Origin of the sequence: Streptomyces humidus (assembly GCF_014649655.1) — a bacterium.
Taxonomy (GTDB): Bacteria; Actinomycetota; Actinomycetes; order Streptomycetales; family Streptomycetaceae; genus Streptomyces; species Streptomyces humidus.
The window spans coordinates 196,738-215,956 of record NZ_BMTL01000014.1 but is presented as its reverse complement, the minus strand read 5'-3'; the positions used below and the strand labels follow the sequence as shown (position 1 = coordinate 215,956).

Sequence of the window (19,219 nt, the reverse complement as noted above, 5' to 3'; positions counted from 1 at the left end):
CCACCTCCACGGACGCACCGGATCTACCTCACCCACCCCAGCACTATGCCTGACCAGCACAAACCCAGCCCCCACACTCGGTTTCGAGAACCCTTCTTACCGGCGCTCCACGAGGCGTTTGGCGTCTCCGCCCGTCCGGCGGCCACGATTCGGCGTCCTTCGAAGAGGACATTGCGGGCTGCGTTGTGGTCGCGGTCGTGCATGGCACCGCACTCGCCGCACGTCCACTCGCGGACGTGCAGGGGCTTGGGTCCGTCCCGGAATCCGCAGGCCGAGCAGACCTGAGAGGACGGGAAAGCGCGGTCCGCCTTGGCGAAGGTGCGGCCGTGCCGAGCCGCCTTGTACTCCAGCATGCCGACGAACGCGGACCATCCCGCGTCGTGCACGGACTTGGCGAGCCGGGTACGGCCGAGGCCGGACACCGCGAGGTCTTCCACGTACACCGCTTGGTTGTCGCGAATGATCTGTGTGGATGCCTTGTGGTGCCAGTCCCGACGCCGGTCCGCCACCTTGGCGTGCTGGCGTGCGACCTTGATGCGGGCCTTGGCCCGGTTCTTCGACCCCTTGGCCTTGCGGGACAACTCCCGCTGACGACGCTTGAGTTTCTTCTCCGCCCGGCGCAGGAAACGCGGGCTGTCGATCTTCCTACCGTCGGACAGGACCGCGAAGGCGGACAGCCCGAGGTCGATACCGGACTCCGCCTCCAGCCCGGGGAGGATGTCCGGCTCGGTGTCCACGACGAAGCTGAGGAAGTACCGGCCGGAGCTGTCCTTGGTGACGGTCAAGGACGTGGGCGCGGCCGGGAGCCGACGAGACCACTTGACCTTGAGATTGCCGACCTTGGCCACATACACCGTGCCGTTCTCCTGGAGGGAGAAGGCGTTGGTGTTGAGGCGGATCGACTGCCGGGTGTCCTTCTTCGACTTGTAGCGGGGCGGACCGGCCTTCCGGCCCTGCCGCTTGCCCTTGAGGCTGTCGAAGAAGTTCTTGTAGGCGGTGTCCAGGTCCCGCAGGGACTGCTGCAGGACCACGGCGGACACGTCGGCGAGCCAAGCGCGTTCCTCGATGCGCTTGGCCTGGGTGATGCGAAGCCGGGACAGATCTGCCGACTTCACGTAGGGCAGCCCGGCCGCGTGCGCTTCCCTGCGGTCGCGCAGGCAGTCGTTCCACACCACGCGGGCACACCCGAACGCCTGGGCCAGCGCGCGGCGCTGCGGAGCGTCCGGGTAGGCCCGGTAGTTGTAGCGGAGCTGCACAACCAAGATCCTACTACGATTGGTCTCATGGGTATGCAGAACGACTACAGGCGGGGCAGGCATGTCATTTCGGCGATGCATGTGCACTTGGTCTTCGTGACCAAGTACCGACGCGGAGTCTTCAATGACGAGATGCTGACACGCTGCGAAGAGATCATGCGCAAGGTGTGCGAGGACTTCGAGGCGGAGCTGAAGGAGTTCAACGGCGAACGCGATCACGTTCACCTGTTGGTGCACTACCCGCCCAAGGTCGCCGTCTCGAAGCTGGTCAACAGCCTCAAGGGCGTCTCCGCCCGCCGGATACGCCAGGAATTCACCGGCCGGACCAACCACGCCATCACGCACGGACACCTGTGGTCGCCCTCATACTTCTCCGCATCATGCGGCGGAGCACCCTTGGCGATCGTCCGCCAGTACATCGAGCAGCAAAAAACGTCCGCTCCAGCCTGCGGGTCAGAGCAGTCTTGAAATGCATCCATCCCCGGCGCGAACGCCGGGGCTTTCACGCAAGATCACCGGTAACTGCCGAACGCCCGCCCGTGTCCGGCCGCCGGATTGAGCCTGGCGACCAGCGCGGAGGCTGAAGGGGAGAACGCGGAGGCCGCCACGCCCTGCCCGAGGCGCGCCGCCCACAGCAGGCCGGGGCTGTCCGCGACGACGTACAGGGCGGAGGCGGCGGCGAAGGCGACGAGTCCGCCGAGCAACACCGGGCGCGCGCCGATGCGGTCGGCGAGCGTGCCGAAGACCGGCTTCAGCAGCACCTCGGCGCCGTCGTACAGGGCGAGCAGGCCACCGAGCACCAGCAGCGAGGTGACCGCCCCCTCGGCATGGCCACCGAGGTTGGCGGCGATCCCGTGCGCGCCGAAGGCGGTGGTGAACCCGGCGGCGTACAGCGGCCACATGCGCCGGGCCGGAGCCGCCTGCTCCGCCGATGCCGTGCTCACTGTTCCGCCTCCGGGACCTGGCGCGGGGCGGCACGCACACCGCCGTGGAACTCCTACGCAATGTAGAAGAAGGGTGCTGGATCGCCGAACGTCACGACGGGGGCGTGCGACGGGGCCCCGGACCTCAGGGGGTCGCGCTCATGAATGCCGGTCCGGCCGGCTCGAGGGCGACCGGATACAGTGCGCGGGACGGCAGCGCGGTCAGGGAGGGGAAGCGTGACCGACACCAGCAACGCACCGCTCACGGAGGGTGAAGCGCAGGCGCCGCGGCCGAGCCGACTGCACCGCCTGATGCGCTTCATCCCCCTGATCGCCCCCGTCCTGCTGTGGGCCGTGCCCTGCTGGGTGCTCCTGTACACGGGCCAGCACTGGCCGCAGCCCGTCACGCCGGCCGGCACCGTGGTGTTCGTCCTCGGCCTCGTTTGCATGCCGCTCGCGATGGCGCGCGGCCACGGGCGGCGTCAGCAGGACCGGGCGGCGATCGTCGGTGACACCCTGCTGGGCGTCGGCTGGGTTCTGTTCACCTGGTCCGTGCTGCTCGGCGTCCTGTTGCGGCTCGCCCTGACCGTGGCCGGCGTCGGCGAGAGTCAGGACCGCGCCCGGACGGTCACATGGGCCGTCCTCGGCGTGACCGCCGTGCTGCTCGCCTGGGGGTACGCCGAGGCCCGCCGCGTGCCACGCGTGCGCCGCCTCGACGTGCGACTCCCGCGACTGGGAGCCGGGCTGGACGGGCTGCGGGTCGTCCTCGTCACCGACACCCACTACGGCCCGCTCGATCGCGCCCGCTGGTCGGCACGGGTGTGCGAGACGGTGAACACCCTGGAAGCCGACCTGGTCTGCCACACCGGCGACATCGCGGACGGCACCGCCGAACGCCGCCGCGCCCAGGCCGCCCCACTCGGCACCGTGCGGGCCACGCATGCCCGGGTCTACGTCACCGGCAACCACGAGTACTACAGCGAGGCCCAGGGCTGGGTCGATCTGATGGACGAGCTGGGCTGGGAGCCGCTGCGCAACCGCCATCTGCTGCTCGAACGCGGAGGCGACACCCTCGTCGTCGCCGGCGTGGACGACGTCACCGCCGAGTCCTCCGGCCTGCCCGGCCACCGCGCCCACCTCGCCGGAGCCCTGGACGGCGCCGACCCCGACCTGCCCGTCCTGCTCCTGGCCCACCAGCCCAAGTTCGTCGACCGGGCAGCAGCCGACGGCATCGACCTCCAGCTGTCCGGCCACACCCACGGCGGCCAGATCTGGCCCTTCCACCACCTGGTCCGCATCGACCAGCCCGCTCTCGCCGGCCTCAGCCACCACGGCCCCCGCACCCTCCTCTACACCAGCCGCGGCACCGGCTTCTGGGGCCCGCCGTTCCGCGTCTTCGCCCCCAGCGAGATCACCCTGCTCGTACTCCGCTCCCCGCACCCGCCCACCGCGCCGTAGCACCGGGCAGGCCGGCACATCCGCCCGGAGGCGTCCTCGAGGGCCGTAGGGACTTCGCCCGGCGGCACGAAGTATGATTTGGACCCGAACAAATACCGAGGTCCCATGCCTTCGCAGGCGGCCCGAAGGAGCGTTCCCGTGCCCGGCCAACGATCCATCACCGAAGCCGAGAAGCTCGCAGAGGCCAAGCTCGGCGGCAGCAGCTTCCGGCATGACCAGATGGCCGTCGTCGCCAACATCTATCGCGCCGCCTCGGCGGTGCGGCAGCACCTGGAGAACTCCGTGCTGCGCGGCGTCGACCTGACGTGGACCGCCTTCGTGGTGCTCTGGGTCGTCTGGATCTGGGGCGAGTCGGAGACACGGCACGTGGCCGAAGAGGCCGGGATCTCCAAGGGCACGCTCACCGGAGTCGCCCGGACGCTGGAAAGACGCGGGCTTGTACAGCGAGCGGACCATCCCACCGACGGCAGGCTGGTGCTCCTGAGCCTGACCGACGAAGGGGAGCAGCTGATGCAGCGGGTCTTTCCGGCGTTCAACGAGGAGGAGGCCTTCGTCACCGGGCAGCTCAGCGACGCGGACTGCCGGACCGTCGCCGACGGACTGCGCCGGGTGGTGCTGCAGGTGGAGGAGAAGGGCGAGGAACGCCGCCGGGATCTGCTGGAGGGCGCCGCCCCCGCGCCACGCCGCAGCGGCCGCCGCAAGGCCTGAGCCGCGGCCGTCCCGGCGATGAGGTCCCGGACCCCCGGCGCCTCATCGCCGGGGTCGTACCGCGCGACCGGACCGGCCGGTCACGCCCGTCGAACAGGCTCGTCATCGCCGCTCCCCGGGGTCGGCGCAGGAGAGCTCCGGCTCATTCGAGGTACCGCCGGCCGCCCTGGGTGACGCCTGCGCGGTAGGCCGCAAGGAGCCGGCGCAAGGCCTCGATGCTCTCTTCGGTGCGGTCCGGTGCACCGGACGTGACCTGGTGGAACACCAGGCCGTCCAGGGCGGCGAACACGATCTCCGTCATGTCCTGCGACACGTCGAAGCAGGCCAGCGCCTCGCGTACGGCATCGCGGTACGCGTCGTAGAGCACGTCGACGTGGTGGCGCAGCTCCGGCCGCCGGCTGGATTCGAGCTTCAGCTCGTACTGGAAGGCCTGGACGTCGGGGTCGGCCGCGATGAAGTCGGCCAGCGTCGCGGCGAAGTCCTCCAGCCTTCCGCTCGCGGGCACCAGCGAAGATGTCTCGATGCTGCGGGTGACGCACCACCGCAGCGCCTCTTCGAGCAGCATGTCGCGCGAACCGAAGTGGTGGGCGACCAGTCCGTGCGTGACACCGGCCTCGGCTGCGACGGCACGGTAGGTCAGTTTCCGCAGGCCGCCACGGGCCACCACCCTGACCGCCGCTTCCAGGAGCGCCCCCCGGCCTTCGCCGTAACCGGGCCGGGCCTCCTGGCCTGCCTCGCCGTCCGTCTCCACCTCGGCAGTCACTCGCCGCCCTCCCTTGCGTCCGCCCGTCCCGAATGCCAATCTATCCTATTGACAAGTTATCCATATGGATAGATTCTCGCTGCAGCGCACATCTCCTCTATCTGCTGGAGTCCCCATGGCCATCCCCGAAGGACTGAGCCCCACCCCGTTCGCTCCCCGCTACGCGGACCGAGTCGAGGAGTGGATCGACATCTACGGCAACGCCGTGCCGCTGGCCATCGGTGATCCGGCCGAGGAGTACGAGGCCATCCGCACCGCCGTCGGCGCCTCGGAGTACTCGATGCTCTACAAGTGGCATGTCGAGGGTGAGGACGCCGTCGCCACCGTCGACGCGGTCTTCTCGCGCAGTGTCAAGGGGCTGGGCGCCGGACGCATCGCCTACGGGGTCGTGGTCGACGCCGACGGGATGATGCTGGACGACGTGACCGTGGCCGTCCTCGCGCCCGGCCACGTCGTCGTCACCGGCGGCAACCCGGCCACCCAGCAGTCGCTGACCGCACACGCCCCCGCCGGCACCACGGTCACCGAGCGCCGCGACGAGTCCGCGGTCCTCACCCTGCAGGGCCCGCGCAGCCGCGACGTCCTCCAGCGCCTCACCCACGTCGACGTCTCCAACACCGCGTTCCCCTACTACACCTTCCTGCGCGACACCCTCGTCGCGGGCATACCCGCACAGGTCAGCCGGCTCGGGTTCACCGCCGAGCTCGGCTACGAGATCCAGGTCCCGCGGGAGCGCGCGCTGGAGCTGTGGGACGCGGTCTTCGAGGCCGGCGCCGGCCTGGGGATCAAGGCCTTCGGGGCGATCGCCCTGCTGACCTGCCGCACCGAGGCCGCGATGATCATGGGTGAGCTGGAGTACGACCGGACGGTCACGCCGTTCGAGTGCCGGATGGGCTGGGCGCTGGACTTCGACAAGGGCCCCTTCCAGGGCCGGGACGCACTGCTGGCCAAGAAGGACAGCGTGACCGGCCGCGTCGTCAGCGTCGTCGTGGACGCCGCGCCGGAGGCCGCCGAGGGCGCCCGGCTGGAGCTGGACGGACGTGACATCGGATACGTGACGATGGCGCTGCCCTCCCCCGTCCTCGACGGCGCCACCCTCGGTCTGGCCCGGGTCCACCGCGACGCCGTGAAGTCCGGCACCGCGCTCACCGCCGTCGCCTCCGACGGCTCCAAGGCCGACGCCACGGTCCGGCCCACACCCGTGTACGACCCCGAGCGCGCCCGCGTGCGGGCCTGACCCGACGGAGATCCTGACGTGCAACGCTACATTCTCACGCTCCGCTGCCCCGACCAGCCGGGCATCGTCCACGCACTCGCCGCGGGCGTCGCACAGGCCAAGGGCAACATCCTGGAGAGCGCCCAGTTCTCCGATCCCGGCACCGGCGTCTTCACCATCCGTGTGTGCCTGGAGACACCCGAGGCCGACACCGAGAACCTGCGGGACGAACTCACTCTGCGGCTGGCCCGCTTCGACCCGGTTCTGACCGTCCGGCCCGAGGAGCAGCGCCGCCGGGTGCTGCTGATGGTGTCGAAGTTCGACCACTGCCTGGTCGACCTGCTCTACCGCTGGGACCTGGGCGAACTGCCCGTCGACATCCCGCTGATCGTCTCCAACCATCCCGATCTGGAGCCGGTCGCGAAGCGGTACGGCATCCCCTTCGTCCACCTGCCCGTCACCCGCGCCACGAAGCCCGAGGCGGAGGCCGAGCTGCTGCGGCTCGTGGCCCGGCACCAGGTCGACTTCGTGGTGCTCGCCCGCTACATGCAGGTCCTCTCCGACGATCTGTGCCGCAGGCTGTCCGGCCGGATCATCAACATCCACCACTCGTTCCTGCCGGGTTTCAAGGGCGCCAAGCCCTACCACCAGGCCCACGACCGGGGCGTCAAACTCATCGGCGCCACCGCCCACTTCGTCACCGCCGACCTGGACGAGGGCCCGATCATCGAGCAGGACGTCGTCCGCGTCGGTCATCGCCACACCGCGCCCGAACTGGTCGCGATCGGCCGGGACGTCGAGCGGATCGTGCTGGCCCGGGCCGTCCGGCTGCACGCGGAGGACCGCGTCGTCCTCACCGGCTCCCGCACCGTCGTCTTCGCATGACGACCGCTCCGAGAGGCTCGTACGACATGACCACCGCAACGCTGCTCGACGGGAAGGCCGCGGCAGCCGACACCAAACGGGAACTCACCGAGCGGGTGGAGACGCTGAAGAGCCGGGGCATCGCTCCCGGCCTTGGCACCGTCCTCGTCGGCGACGACCCCGCCAGCCACTCCTACGTCGGCGGCAAGCACCGCGACTGCGCCCAGGTCGGCATCGCCTCGATCCGGGTGGAGCTGCCCGGCACGGCCACCCAGGCCGACGTCGAGGCCGCCGTGCTCAAGCTCAACGCCGACCCGGCCTGCACCGGTTTCATCGTCCAGCTGCCGCTGCCGGCCCACATCGACACCCACGCCGTGCTGGAGCTCATCGACCCGGCCAAGGACGCCGACGGGCTCCACCCGGCCAACCTGGGCCGGCTCGTGCTGGGCATGCCCGGGCCGCTGCCCTGCACCCCGCGCGGCATCATCGACCTGCTGCGGCGCAACCACGTCCCCGTCACCGGACAGCAGTTCTGCGTCATCGGCTGCGGGCTCACCGTGGGCCGCCCGCTCGGCCTGATGCTGACCCGCAGCAGCGAGCACGCCACGGTGACCCTGTGCCACGAGGCCACCCAGGACATCGCCGCCCACGCTCGCGCCGCCGACGTGGTCGTGGCCGCGGCCGGCGTGGCCCACCTGGTCAAACCCGACTGGATCAAACCGGGCGCCACGGTCCTGTCCGTGGGCATCACCCGGACCGTCGAGGGCATCCTCGGCGACGTTCACCCGGACGTCGACCAGGTCGCCGGCTCACTCGCCCCGCCGGTCGGCGGAGTGGGGCCGATGACCCGCGCCATGCTGCTGACCAACATCGTCGAGGCCGCGGAGCGGAACTGATGTCGGCGTAGCGAGGGGGGGCAGGACCGTGCGGTCCTGCCCCCCCCTCGCCGCCTATGTCGCCGTGCGGCCGAAGGGCCGCACGCACGCCTACCCGCGACCGGAGCAGTCGGTGCAGCACTCCACCGGGTCCCCCTCGTAGCCCCACGGCCAGGACGTCACCAGCCCGCCACCGCGGAGAGGACCGGGCCGGCATCGCGGCGGCGGCCCGCCCGGACCAGGGCGTGGGCGAGCGTTCCCAGATCCGCGACGTCGGCGGCGTGACACAGGCGGCCAGGTCGCGGCCAGAGCTCCGCACCCCGGTCCAGCAGCCGTGCGGCGTGCGGCTGGACCAGTACTGGCTCACCCCCAGCGCCTCGACTCCCCCGCTGCTCCTCGCACCGTGATACTGCCGCACAGCCGCCGTCAGGGGCAGACAGGCCGCCGGCGCGTCCCACGGCATGACCGCGATGACATCTGTCGCCTGTGGGCGAAGAGAGCCATGTCCTTTTCAGTGTCCGTCGTGGGCGGCGCGCACCAGTGCGTCGAACAGGGCCTGCTGGGCCGGGTCCTGGTGCGCGGTGTCTTCGGGGTGCCACTGCACCGCCGTGAACCACCCGGGGTGTCCGGGCAGTTCGAGCCCCTCCACCGTGCCGTCGGCGGCCCGCGCGGTGACCGTGAGCCCGACGCCGATGCGGTCGACTCGCTGGTGGTGGTAGCAGGAGGCCTCCGTCTTCTCGGCTTCGGTGGCCTGTTCGAGCAGGGTGCCGCGCTGGATCGCGACCGGGTGCACGACGTGCCGGTGCTCGCGGTCGATGCCGCCCATGTCCTGTTCCAGGCTGCCGCCGAGGGCGACGTTCACCACCTGCAGCCCGCGGCAGACCGCCAGCAGGGGCAGCCCCGTGTCCAGTGTCCGGCGGGCGACTTCGAGGTCGAACACGTCCTGGAGGTCGTCGACGTCATAGACGGTGTCATGGGTGTCGGCGGCTCCGTAGCGGTGCGGGGCCAGGTCTCCGCCGCCCGGCAGCAGTACGCCGTCGAAGCGGGCGAGCCGCTCGGCCACGTCGGCTCCGGCCGGGTCGGCGGGATGGACGCTCACCGGCTCGCCGCCGGCCCGCCACACCGCCTCGACCAGCGCGCGGGCGTTCACCTCGGCGGCGTAGCGGAGCGCGGACGTGGTGGCGGCGAACCGGGCCGGAATCGCGATCAGGGGCCGCGGGTGCGTACGGGTCACAGCTGGATCCAGGTGGTCTTCAGTTCGGTGTACTTCTCGATGGCGTGGGCGGACTTGTCGCGGCCGTTGCCCGACTGCTTCATGCCGCCGAAGGGGACGGTCAGGTCGCCCTCCTCGTAGCAGTTGACCCAGACCGTCCCGGCCTTGAGCGCACGCGAGACCTTGTGGGCGGTGGACAGGTCGGAGGTCCACAGGCCGGCGGCGAGGCCGTACTCGGTGGCGTTGGCGAGACGTACCGCCTCGTCGAGGTCGTCGAAGGCGAGGACGGACAGGACGGGTCCGAAGATCTCCTCGCGGGCCAGCCGCATGCCGGGGTCGACCCGGTCGAACACGGTGGGCCGCAGGTAGCTGCCCCCGGTCTCGGCCAGGGTCCGGCCCCCGCCCACGCGCAGCCGGGCGCCCTCGTCCAGGCCGGAGGCGACATGCTCCAGGACCCTGCCGAGGTGGCCGTCGCCGACCAGTGCGCCCATCTCGGTGGCCGGATCGAGCGGGTCGCCCACCCGCAGTTCGCGCGCCCGTGCCACGACGGCCTCGGTGACCTGTTCGGCGATGGAGGAGTGGACCAGCAGCCGGGAGGGCGCCGTGCACATCTCACCCTGGTTGAAGAAGATGCCCCAGGCCGCGGTCGCCGCGGCCTTCTCCAGGTCGGGGGCGTCGGGCAGCACGATGTTCGGTGACTTGCCGCCGAGTTCGAGCCAGACGCGCTTGAGGTTGGAGTCGGCGGCGTAGCGCAGGAAGTGGCGGCCGACGGCGGTGGATCCGGTGAAGGCCAGCACGTCGACGTCGGGGTGCAGACCGAGCGCCCGGCCCGCCACCGGCCCGTCACCGGTGACGACGTTGAGGACGCCGGGCGGCAGTCCGGCCTCGGTGGCGACGCGGCCGAGCAGCAGGGCGGACAGCGGAGAGGACTCCGACGGCTTCAGGACGACCGTGCAGCCGGCCGCCAGCGCCGGAGCCACCTTCCAACCGGCCAGCGTCAGTGGGAAGTTCCAGGGCACGACGGCGCCGACGACACCCGTCGGCTCCCGGGTGACGAGGGCGAGCGCGTCAGGCGCGGTATGGGGGGCCTCGTCCGTGAGTTTGTCGGCGAGCTGCCCGTACCAGCGGAAGGTGTTGATCGCGGCGCGCAGCTCGACGGCGTACGCGTCGGTGACCGGTTTGCCCATCTCCAGGCTCACCGTCAGCGCCAGTTCCTCGCGCCGCTCCTCGAGCAGGTCGGCGATCCGCAGCAGGACCCGGCCGCGTTCGGCGGGCGCGAGACGCGGCCACGGCCCCCGGTCGAAGGCGCGACGGGCCGCCGCGACGGCGAGATCGACCTCGGCCTCCCCTGCGTCGGCGACCCGGACCAGGGTCTGACCGTCGCGCGGGGAGATCACGGCGAACGATCCACCGTCGCCGGCTTCGCTCCTGCCGTCGATGTGGTGCTGTGTGGGCAGATCGAGTTCCTTGCTGCGGCGCAGCAGTTCCTCATGGGTGGCGCTCAGCACGCGCTCTCCTTTCCATCTCGTTCGGTGACAGACGACTCGCGCGGTTCGGCAGAAGGCCGGATACGGCCGGGGCGCGGGCTCCGGCCGTATCCGTGGGGGCAGCACCGCTCAGTCGGTGGTCCCTGCCCGGGACCGCGTCATCCGGGCGGCGGCGACGCCGAGGACCAGCACCGCCGGTACGGTGACCTGGAGCCACACGGCCGTGGTCCGGTCACCGCCGATGAGGGTCGTGAAGTTGGCGATGATGAGCCAGATGGCCCCGGCGATGCCGAGCGCGCCCAGTACCGGGGCGATCAGGGTGTTCCAGGGGCGGGTGTCGGCGCGCGAGCGGCGGAAGAACACGACGACCGAGGCCGAGGTCAGGAAGTACAGCAGCATGACGCCGAGGACGGCGACCCCGCTGAACCAGGAGAAGAGGGTCAGCACCGGGTCCTTGCCGAGGATCGCGAAGGGCATCACCAGGAGCACGGAGAGCACGGTCTGCACCGTTCCGGCGACCCAGGGCGAGTGGCGGCGGTTGATGGCGGTCAGCCTGTGGGGCAGCAGACCCTCGCGGCCGAGGGAGAACAGGTAGCGGTTGGCGGAGTTGTGAAAGGCCAGGATGCCCGCGAAGAGCGAGGTGGCCAGCAGGATCGGCAGCACGTCGCCCGCCCAGCCGCCGAACAGGTCGGTGATCGGGGCGAAGACGAAGCTCGCCGCGTCGCCGCTCTGCAGCGCCTTGCCGGCATCGGCGGTCACCTGGGACGCGCCGTGCGCCGAGACCAGCATCCACGAGGTGAAGGCGAAGAAGCCCGTGATCACCGCGACCGACAGGTAGGTGGCCCGGGGGACGGTCTTGCGGGGCTCGCGGGCTTCCTCGCCGTAGATCGCGGTGGCCTCGAAGCCGAACATCGACGCCACGGCGAACATCAGCGCCACACCGGGAGCGCCCTTGAGCGCGGCGGACGGCGAGAAGCTGTCGGTGAAGCCGAGGCCCTCGGGCCCGCCGCCCTTGAAGAAGGTCACGAGGGCGAAGGCGATCAGGATGCTGAACTCCGCGAGGACGAACACCGCGAGGATCTTGGCGCCCATCTCGATGCCCGAGGCGCCGAGGACCTGCACGATCACCATGGTGACCAGCGTCCAGACCCACCAGGCCACATGGGTGCCCGTGTAGTGCTCGACCAGGCCGCTCACCGTGGCGCCGTAGAGCCCGTACATGGCGGCCTGGACGGCACAGTAGGCGAAGAGGGCGACCCCGGCGCTGCCGGAGCCGGTCGGGCGGCCGAGCCCCTTGCCGATGTAGGTGTAGAAGGCTCCGGCGTCCACGACATGGCGGCCCATGGCGACGAATCCGACGGAGAACAGCAGGACGATGACGCCGGCCGCGAGGTAGGCGGCGGGAACACCCGCACCGTTGCCGATGCCGACGGCGATGGGTACGGCCCCCGCGATGCCCGTCAGCGGCGCCTGGGCGGAGAGAACGAAGAAAAGAATGCCCAGGACACCGAGAGAGTCGGGCTTGAGCTTGCCTGCCATGGAGACATCATGACCAGCTTGTACGGGAAGCGCGGTTTGACTGTCCACTCGAGTTCACCTGCCGGAGACGGGGAGGGGCGGGGTTTTGTTTTGAGCCAAACGAGTTGCCTCATGTTGGGCTGGAACTATCCGTTTGGCAAGGGGGTGCGGAAAGTTCCTTCTGCGGACACGGAGGCGGTGAAGCAGGCCTTGCCGACCGAGGCCGGGAAGTGACGGCCGCCGCGCGGCCCGTGCGGCAGGACGAACCCGCCGGGATCGCGTACACGCCGGGTCGAAGCCCTCGAAGCCGGGGACGACCCGGGCGATGCAGTCGCGGATCAGGTCGCAGCCCTCAGCCATGGCCCGCCAGGGGACGCTTGGCGGCTCACGAGCGGCGAACCCCCGTTCGGCCGGTTCGCAGACCCCGTGCGGGGCCTGCGCCGTACGGCTCCGACGGTGCGGGTCTCCATCAAGCTCAACCGCTCCCACCTGGTCTGACGGACATGCCGCGTTCCCGTCTACTCGTGCACCGTGATGGCCTGCAGCGGACAGACCTCGGCGGCCTCGTACAGCGCCTCGGCGCTTGCCTCGTCCACGTCGGCCACGTAGACGTCCGTCGCCTGCGACCGCAGGGACAGGCGTCCCTCGTCGTCCAGCGCGAACAGGTCAGGGGCGGCGTACACGCACTGGCCGTGGTCCTGGCACTTCTTGAGGTCGACTTCGACCTTCATGACTGCTCCTGTCTCTCGGAGGGGTCGGGGGATCAGCGAAAACGGACGGGGAGGTGGGTGATGGTGCGCAGGAACTCGGTGTGGGCGTAGGCGGGCTCGCCCGCGAGCTCGACACCGGAGAACCGGTTGACGATCGAGCTGAAGACGATGTCGGCCTCGGCGCGGGCCAGGACCTGGCCGGCGCAGCCGTGCATGCCGGAGCCGAAGGCCAGGTGCTGGCCGGCGGCGAGCGGGCGCGTGTGGTCGAAGGTGTCGGGGTCGGCGAAGACCTCGGGGTCGCGGTTGGCGGAGGCGATGAGCAGGGCCAGCGCCTCTCCGGCCGGCACGGTGGTGGCGCCGATGACCGTGTCCTGCGTGGTCAGACGCACCACCATCGACTCGGGCGTGTCGATCCGCAGGATCTCGTTGATGATGCCGGGCCGCGCCTCCGGCTCGTCCCGGTAGGCGGCGAACAGTCCGGGCTGCTGCGTCAACAGCCAGATGCCGTGGTTGATCAGGTGCTTGACGTCGAGGTGGCCCACGGCGAAGAACAGGAAGATGGTGTGGACGACCTCTTCCTCGGTCATCCTGCCCTCGTCCTGCGCGGCGATGAAGGCGTCGATCAGTCCCTCGCCGGGGTGGGCTCGCTTGTCGGACACGAGCCGGCGGATGTGCCCTGCGAACCAGGCGAACGCCTCCGTGGTGGCGCGGGCCTCCTCGTCGTTGCCGCCGGGACCGAGGCTCAGCCCGATCTCGTAGGTCTTGCGCTGGATGGTGTCCATGTCGGTCGGCTCGATGCCGAAGATGTGGCAGGTCGTCTCGAAGGTGCACTTCAGGGAGAGGCCGTCGGCCGCGTCCAGGGCGCCGTCGCCCTTCTCGACCTCGTCGAGCACGGCCTCCACGGAGGCGCGCATGACCTTGGACCACTCCTCGACGGCCTTGGGCGTGAACCAGCGGTTGGTGATCCGCCGCAGCCGCGTGTGGTCGGGGGCGTCCTTGCCGAGCATGGTGTGGTGGATCGGGGCGGCCGGCCCGAAGTCGAGCTGCTGCACGCTCAGGGTGGGGTTGCGGATCAGCCGGGCGACGTCCTCGTAGCGGGAGACGACGTACAGGCCGGCCGGATGCCTGTAGACGGGGTGCTCCCGGCGCAGCCGCGCGTAGTACGGGTAGGGATCCGCACGGAAGCCCGGGTCGCGGAAGGGCAGCAGATCCCCGGTGACGGACGCGGGTCCTGCGGTGGTGACGGTCATGTCGTGACACTCCTCGTATCGGACGCGAGGCGGAGGCGGAGCTCGGAGTGGAGAGAAAGAGAGGGGCAACCAAGGTCCCCGTATCGGTCGAGAATTATCCACGCGGATAATTTCGTCAATACTTCGCAGCCGCGTAATCAACTCTTTACGCCGCCGGAAGCGGACGAGCCCCCGTCGCAGTGCGACGGGGGCTCGTCCTGACCTGCCGTGACGGCAGGAATCGCCAGGGGCCGGCGACTACTCCGCGCCTCCGGACCGCCGGGTCAACAGGGACCGCAGCTCCTTCAGCGCGCCCTCGGTGACGTCCGGCTCGCCGAAGACCAGCTGGTGCAGCACGAGCCCCTCCATGGCGGCGAAGACCAGCCGGGTCAGGGCAGGGCTGGTGCCCTCGGGCAGGCTGCGCGACAGCTCCCTCTCCGTGGCCTGGAAGTACTCGTCGTACAGCGCGCGGATCTGCGGCAGCAGCTCGGGCCTGCGCCGGGACTCGAGCATGAGTTCGTACTGGAACGTCTGCAGGGCCGGCTGACGGGTGACCATGTCCGCCAGTCCCGCCGCGAAGTCCGCGATGTCGCCCGTGCCGGGTTCCAGGGAACTCGTCCGCACGCTGGTGCGCACCGCGTGTTCGAGGGCTGCCTCGACCAGCGCGTCCCGCGACCCGAAGTGGTGCACCACGAGCCCGTGCGTGACACCCGCCTCCTCCGCGACGGCGCGATAGGTGAGCTTGCGCAGCCCGCCCCGGGCCACGACGCGCACAGCCGCGTTGAGCAGGGCCTCACGGCCGGTCCCGTAGTCCACCCGCTTGCGGGGCCTGGCGGAGGGCTTGTCGGAGGAATCGCTCATGGACGCGACCCTACCCGGACACCGGGGCCGGCAGGCCGCCGCGGAGGCGTCAGCGCTTCGGCGGGCGGATGCCGCGGAACTCCCAGTCGCCGCCGAGGGCGGTGGACAGCACCTCCTCCGATTCGGTGGGCTGGGCGCCGACGTCGGTGCGGATCGGGGTGGGGCCGGTGACGATGTGGTTGGTGAGCCGGCCGAGGCCCTCGACCTCGACCTCGACGACGTCACCGGGCTGGACGGGACGGGAGTTGGCGGGGGTGCCGGACAGGAGGACGTCGCCCGGGTAGAGGGTGATCGTGCGGGCGATGTCGGCGACGAGGTAGTGCATGTCCCACTTCATCTCGTCGGTCGTGCCGTCCTGGACGACCTTGCCGTTGACGTAGGTGCGCAGGCTCTTGCCGCGGAAGTCCCAGTCGGTGACCAGTCCGGGGCCGAGCGGGCAGAGGGTGTCGGAGCCCTTCACCCGGAGCATGGAGCCGGCGTCGGTGTCGCGGAAGTCGTGCAGTCCGTAGTCGTTGGCGACGGTGTAGCCGGCGATGTACTCGCCCGCCTCGGCCGGGGAGACGTTGCGCGCGGTCTTCCCGATGACGATGGCCACCTCGCCCTCGTAGTTGAGCCACTTGCAGCCCTCGGGGCGGACGACGGCGCCCTTGTGGGAGTTGAGGGCCGAGGTCGGCTTGTGGAAGTAGGTCGGCGTGCCGGGGAGGTCGATCCGGAACTCGTCGACACGGCTGCGGTGGTTGAGGTGGACCGCGATCACCTTGGACGGGACGACCGGCGGCAGGTGCTGTGCGTCCTCGATCTTGACGCGGCGGCCGTCCCCGGCGACGAGTTCGTCGTCGTCGACGGTGACCTGGACGGCGGCGCCGTCGAGGAGGATGCGTCGGTACTCGGGCATGTTCCGGACTCCTAGATGTGACGGTGAGGGGTGCGTGGGGCGGGCAGGCCGGCGCCGGTCCAGCCGTCGGCCGGGCGGTCGAACCAGAGGTGCACCTGGCCGGTGCCGATGGAGTTCTCGTACTCGCCGTACTGACGGGCCTCGGCGACGCAGGCGCGCTCGCCCAGGGCGCCGGCCATCATCAGGTAGTGGAAGAACCTCGCCTCCGGCTTGTACTTCCAGAACTCGTCCATCGTGTCGAGGACCTTGTCGTGACGCCCCTCCTTGAACCAGGCGATGCGCTCGTGGTCCGCCGCGCGGGCCTCCGGCGTGAAGATGTGCACCGGGTCTCCGGCCTCGTGGTCGCGCAGTTCGCGCAACGGCCAGAAGGTGTGCGACAGCGCACCGGAGGCGATGAGCAGGACCCGGCGGCCCGGGGTGGCGGCGATGCCGTCCGCCAGGGCGCGGCCGAGCCGCAGGTGGTCCTCCATGTCGCCGGTCTGGCAGACGCCGATGGTCACCCAGCGCTTGTCGGGCAGGCCCTCGCCGAGGAACTTCCAGAGGTTGATGGTGGCGTAGTAGATCGGCAGGTAGTCGTCGTCGATCGGGGTGATCCAGGTGCCGTGCTTGTCGGCGAACTTCGCGATGTTCCCGGCCAGTTCGGGGTCACCGGGGAAGTCGTACGGCATCCGGCACATGCCGCGTGGCAGTTCCTCGGAGGTGAACAGGCCGGCCCGGCGGGCTTGCGCGGTGACGACGAACTCGACGGTGGTGGCCCAGTGGGAGTCCAGGACGACGACCGTGTCGTAGTCGTCACGTGCGAAGACGTCCTCGCGAAGCTGGTGCAGGCCGGTGACGAGGGTGATCTCCTTGCCCCCGTTGAGCTCCAGCCGTGTCTCCTCGGGCAGCACGATGGTGGGGACGTGGGCGAGGAGGCCCGCCCCGACGATCTCACCCATGGTCCTTCCATCCCTTCGGCGCGGTCACCGTGTTCTTGAGGTCGCAGTAGAAGTCGAAGCTCCAGGTGCCTCCCTCGCGGCCTACGCCGGAGAGCCGGGAGCCGCCGAAGGGGGCCTGGAGGTCGCGGACGAAGAAGCAGTTCACCCACACCGTGCCCGCGACCAGCTGCGCGGTGACGCGCTGGGCGCGCTCCGGGTCGCCGGTGGTCACGGTGGCGGCCAGCCCGAAGCGGGTGCCGTTGGCGAGCCGGACGGCCTCGTCCTCGTCCGTGAAGGTCTGCAGCGTCAGGACCGGGCCGAAGACCTCCTCCTGCACGATCTCGGAGTCCTGGGCGACATCGGCGAGCAGGGTGGGCGCGTAGTACTGGCCGTCCCTGCGGTGGCCGCCGATGACGGCGCGGGCCCCGTCCGCCACGGCCCGCTGCACGAAGCCGTCGATCTTCTCCAGCTGGAGGTTGTGGATGTTGGGCCCGATGTCGGTGGCCTCGTCGCGCGGATCACCCTGCTTCAGCCCGCTCGCCTTCTCGACGAACCGGCGCGTGAACTCCTCCGCGACCGGTTCCTCGACCAGCAGCCGGGTGCCCGCGAGGCACACCTGGCCGGCGTTGTCGTACTGCTCCACCGCCAGGTCGACGGCGAGGTCCAGGTCCGCGTCGGCGAACACCAGCAGCGGCGACTTGCCCCCCAGTTCGAGGCTCAGGGGCGTGAGGTTCGCCGCCGCCGACGCGGCGATCCGCTTGGCCGTGGGCACCGAACCGGTGAAGCTGATGCGGCGCACGTCCGGATGCGAGGTCAGCGCGTCGCCGATCTCGGATCCGTAGCCCTGGACGATGTTGAGGACACCTGCCGGGAGCCCGGCCTCGGCGGCGATGTCGGCCAGCAGGGAGGCGGTCAGCGGCGACCACTCGGCGGGCTTGAGCACGACCGTGTCGCCGGCGGCGAGGGCCGGCGCGACCTTCCAGGTGGCCAGCATGAGCGGGGCGTTCCACGGGGTGATCAGGACGCAGGGACCGGCCGGGTCCCAGCTCACGTGGTTGGTGTGCCCGCGCGTGTCGAAGTCCTCGTGGTCCAGGCTCTGCAGCCAGTCGGCGAAGAAGCGGAAGTTGTGCGCCACGCGTGGCATCACTCCGCGGCGGTGGGAGCGCAGAAGGGCCCCGTTGTCGGTGGTCTCGACGATGGCGAGCTCTTCGATCCGCTTCTCGACCCCGTCGGCGATCGCGTGCAGGATGCGGGCGCGCTCCGCCCGGGACGTGGCGGCCCAGGCGGGGAAAGCGGCCTTCGCGGCGGCCACGGCGGCGGCCGCCTCCGTGGCCGTGCCCCGGGAGATCTCGCCGATCGTACGGCCGTCGATGGGCGAGACGTCCGGGAACGTCTGTGTCGAGGCGACGCGCTCGCCGCCGATCCAGTGCCGGGTGTCGACGGCGACCCCGGCCACGGTGATGGTGTGTTCGCTCATGCTGTGTTCCTCCGGTCTCACGAGGGGGTGGGGTCTACTCGGCGCCGGAGGTGCCGGATTCCAGCAGTCGGCCGCCGTCCCAGACGACGCCGACCTGGCGGTAGTAGGCGGCGATCGGCTCGCGGATCTCCAGGCGGGCCAGTTCCTCGGTGGGCGCCTCGAACAGCTCCAGCTCGGCGTCGCCGCGCCAGGCCGGTCCCGCCTCGAAGGACGCGGCGCCCGACTCGATCAGCTCGTCGAGGGCGAGGCCCTTGCCCTTCTCGATGGAGGGCAGCCAGCGGTGGTGGGCCATCGGGTGGGCGTTGACGAAGCCGTTCGTCTCCGACGGCTCACGCAGGGTGACCACGGTCTGGGCGAGGCGCCGGTCGGCGGCGGCGAGCGTCGCGCCGAAACGGGCCCCCGCCTCGATGCGCGGGGCGGGCCCGTACGGGTGCGGGCGGGTCTGGTGGATCGAGCCGAGCTTCTTCGGGTAGCCCTGGTGCAGCCCTCGCGCGATGGCGAAGTCCTTGTCGACCCAGATGTAGACGCATCGCGAGTAGGTCTGTCCCCGGTACGTGCAGCGCACGACCGCGAAGGCCTCCTTGTACTGGGAGAGCACGGGATCGAGCAGTTCCTCGCCGGATGCCGAGCAGGACTGCCAGTCGGCCCAGATCAGCGCCACCGCGCCGGGGTCCTCGTCGGCGAGTTCCAGCGGCTCGGGAAGCAGTTCGCGCACGCGTGCCGGATCGGTGCGGTACTCGACGGTGAGCAGGTCGCCGGAGTACCGGTAGGGCGGTGAGGGGATCAGCGACGAGGCTCCGCTCGCCGTCTTGGGGAAGAGGAATCCACGGACGGTGGTCATGATCAGCA

Annotated in this window: 19 protein-coding genes and 1 pseudogene; 7 read left to right on the top strand and 13 right to left on the bottom strand. The window is 70.6% G+C overall.

Going from position 1 to position 19,219, the window contains the following annotated elements; translation table 11 throughout:
- Window positions 1-23 precede the first annotated feature (23 nt).
- Entirely contained in the window at window positions 24-1,256 is a 1,233-nt protein-coding gene (locus IE239_RS18640) for an RNA-guided endonuclease InsQ/TnpB family protein (RefSeq protein ID WP_190150464.1), read from the bottom strand.
- A 27-nt stretch (window positions 1,257-1,283) separates the two neighbouring features.
- Here IE239_RS18640 and tnpA point away from each other — a divergent pair, with 27 nt between their 5' ends.
- Entirely contained in the window at window positions 1,284-1,724 is a 441-nt protein-coding gene (gene tnpA / locus IE239_RS18635; protein ID WP_190150463.1) for an IS200/IS605 family transposase, read from the top strand.
- Window positions 1,725-1,774: 50 nt separating this feature from the next.
- Here tnpA and IE239_RS18630 read toward each other — a convergent pair.
- A pseudogene (locus IE239_RS18630) lies at window positions 1,775-2,158 on the bottom strand (MFS transporter); the annotation flags it as partial.
- Window positions 2,159-2,416: 258 nt separating this feature from the next.
- On the opposite strand from IE239_RS18630, the gene IE239_RS18625 reads away from it, so the two are divergent.
- Both IE239_RS18625 and IE239_RS18620 read left to right on the top strand, forming a co-directional pair.
- Window positions 2,417-3,637 (top strand): metallophosphoesterase, encoded by a 1,221-nt coding sequence (locus tag IE239_RS18625; protein ID WP_190150462.1) that lies wholly within the window; start codon window positions 2,417-2,419, stop codon window positions 3,635-3,637.
- 138 nt (window positions 3,638-3,775) lie between these two features.
- Window positions 3,776-4,345 (top strand): MarR family winged helix-turn-helix transcriptional regulator, encoded by a 570-nt coding sequence (locus IE239_RS18620; RefSeq protein WP_190150461.1) that lies wholly within the window; start codon window positions 3,776-3,778, stop codon window positions 4,343-4,345.
- 142 nt (window positions 4,346-4,487) lie between these two features.
- Here IE239_RS18620 and IE239_RS18615 read toward each other — a convergent pair whose 3' ends face one another.
- Entirely contained in the window at window positions 4,488-5,108 is a 621-nt protein-coding gene (locus tag IE239_RS18615; RefSeq protein WP_229878174.1) for a TetR/AcrR family transcriptional regulator, read from the bottom strand.
- A 115-nt stretch (window positions 5,109-5,223) separates the two neighbouring features.
- On the opposite strand from IE239_RS18615, the gene IE239_RS18610 reads away from it, so the two are divergent.
- The 4 genes from IE239_RS18610 (at window position 5,224) to IE239_RS18595 (ending at window position 8,470) form a co-directional block, all read left to right on the top strand.
- Window positions 5,224-6,345 (top strand): aminomethyl transferase family protein, encoded by a 1,122-nt coding sequence (locus IE239_RS18610; protein ID WP_190150460.1) that lies wholly within the window; start codon window positions 5,224-5,226, stop codon window positions 6,343-6,345.
- An 18-nt stretch (window positions 6,346-6,363) separates the two neighbouring features.
- Window positions 6,364-7,209: a formyltetrahydrofolate deformylase gene (purU, locus tag IE239_RS18605; RefSeq protein ID WP_190150459.1), complete on the top strand. Its 846-nt coding sequence runs from the start codon at window positions 6,364-6,366 to the stop codon at window positions 7,207-7,209.
- Between the two features lie 26 nt (window positions 7,210-7,235).
- Complete coding sequence (locus IE239_RS18600) at window positions 7,236-8,084, top strand: bifunctional methylenetetrahydrofolate dehydrogenase/methenyltetrahydrofolate cyclohydrolase (protein WP_190150458.1); 849 nt, start codon at window positions 7,236-7,238, stop codon at window positions 8,082-8,084.
- Window positions 8,085-8,308: 224 nt separating this feature from the next.
- Complete coding sequence (locus IE239_RS18595) at window positions 8,309-8,470, top strand: hypothetical protein (RefSeq protein WP_190150457.1); 162 nt, start codon at window positions 8,309-8,311, stop codon at window positions 8,468-8,470.
- A 104-nt stretch (window positions 8,471-8,574) separates the two neighbouring features.
- Here IE239_RS18595 and IE239_RS18590 read toward each other — a convergent pair whose 3' ends face one another.
- The 10 genes from IE239_RS18590 to IE239_RS18545 form a co-directional block, all read right to left on the bottom strand.
- A complete protein-coding gene (locus IE239_RS18590; protein ID WP_229878173.1) occupies window positions 8,575-9,297 on the bottom strand; it encodes a gamma-glutamyl-gamma-aminobutyrate hydrolase family protein in 723 nt (240 codons plus the stop codon).
- Window positions 9,294-10,784: an aldehyde dehydrogenase gene (locus IE239_RS18585; protein WP_190150456.1), complete on the bottom strand. Its 1,491-nt coding sequence runs from the start codon at window positions 10,782-10,784 to the stop codon at window positions 9,294-9,296. Before IE239_RS18585 ends, IE239_RS18590 begins: the two co-directional genes overlap by 4 nt.
- A 108-nt stretch (window positions 10,785-10,892) precedes the next feature.
- Window positions 10,893-12,350, bottom strand: coding sequence for an APC family permease (locus IE239_RS18580; RefSeq protein ID WP_373308113.1), 1,458 nt, complete (start codon window positions 12,348-12,350; stop codon window positions 10,893-10,895).
- Window positions 12,351-12,799: 449 nt separating this feature from the next.
- Entirely contained in the window at window positions 12,800-13,012 is a 213-nt protein-coding gene (locus IE239_RS18575; RefSeq protein ID WP_190150454.1) for a ferredoxin, read from the bottom strand.
- A gap of 32 nt (window positions 13,013-13,044) precedes the next feature.
- The gene (locus tag IE239_RS18570; RefSeq protein WP_190150453.1) at window positions 13,045-14,241 is read right to left on the bottom strand and encodes a cytochrome P450; all 1,197 of its coding nucleotides are present in this window, start codon (window positions 14,239-14,241) and stop codon (window positions 13,045-13,047) included.
- Between the two features lie 237 nt (window positions 14,242-14,478).
- Window positions 14,479-15,081 (bottom strand): TetR/AcrR family transcriptional regulator, encoded by a 603-nt coding sequence (locus IE239_RS18565; RefSeq protein WP_190150452.1) that lies wholly within the window; start codon window positions 15,079-15,081, stop codon window positions 14,479-14,481.
- 49 nt (window positions 15,082-15,130) lie between these two features.
- Window positions 15,131-15,976 (bottom strand): fumarylacetoacetate hydrolase family protein, encoded by an 846-nt coding sequence (locus tag IE239_RS18560; RefSeq protein ID WP_190150451.1) that lies wholly within the window; start codon window positions 15,974-15,976, stop codon window positions 15,131-15,133.
- Between the two features lie 11 nt (window positions 15,977-15,987).
- Window positions 15,988-16,914 (bottom strand): 3,4-dihydroxyphenylacetate 2,3-dioxygenase, encoded by a 927-nt coding sequence (locus tag IE239_RS18555; RefSeq protein ID WP_190150450.1) that lies wholly within the window; start codon window positions 16,912-16,914, stop codon window positions 15,988-15,990.
- Entirely contained in the window at window positions 16,907-18,370 is a 1,464-nt protein-coding gene (locus IE239_RS18550) for an aldehyde dehydrogenase (protein ID WP_190150449.1), read from the bottom strand. Before IE239_RS18550 ends, IE239_RS18555 begins: the two co-directional genes overlap by 8 nt.
- A gap of 34 nt (window positions 18,371-18,404) precedes the next feature.
- Window positions 18,405-19,211: an acetoacetate decarboxylase family protein gene (locus tag IE239_RS18545; protein WP_190150448.1), complete on the bottom strand. Its 807-nt coding sequence runs from the start codon at window positions 19,209-19,211 to the stop codon at window positions 18,405-18,407.
- Between the last annotated feature and the right edge of the window lie 8 nt (window positions 19,212-19,219).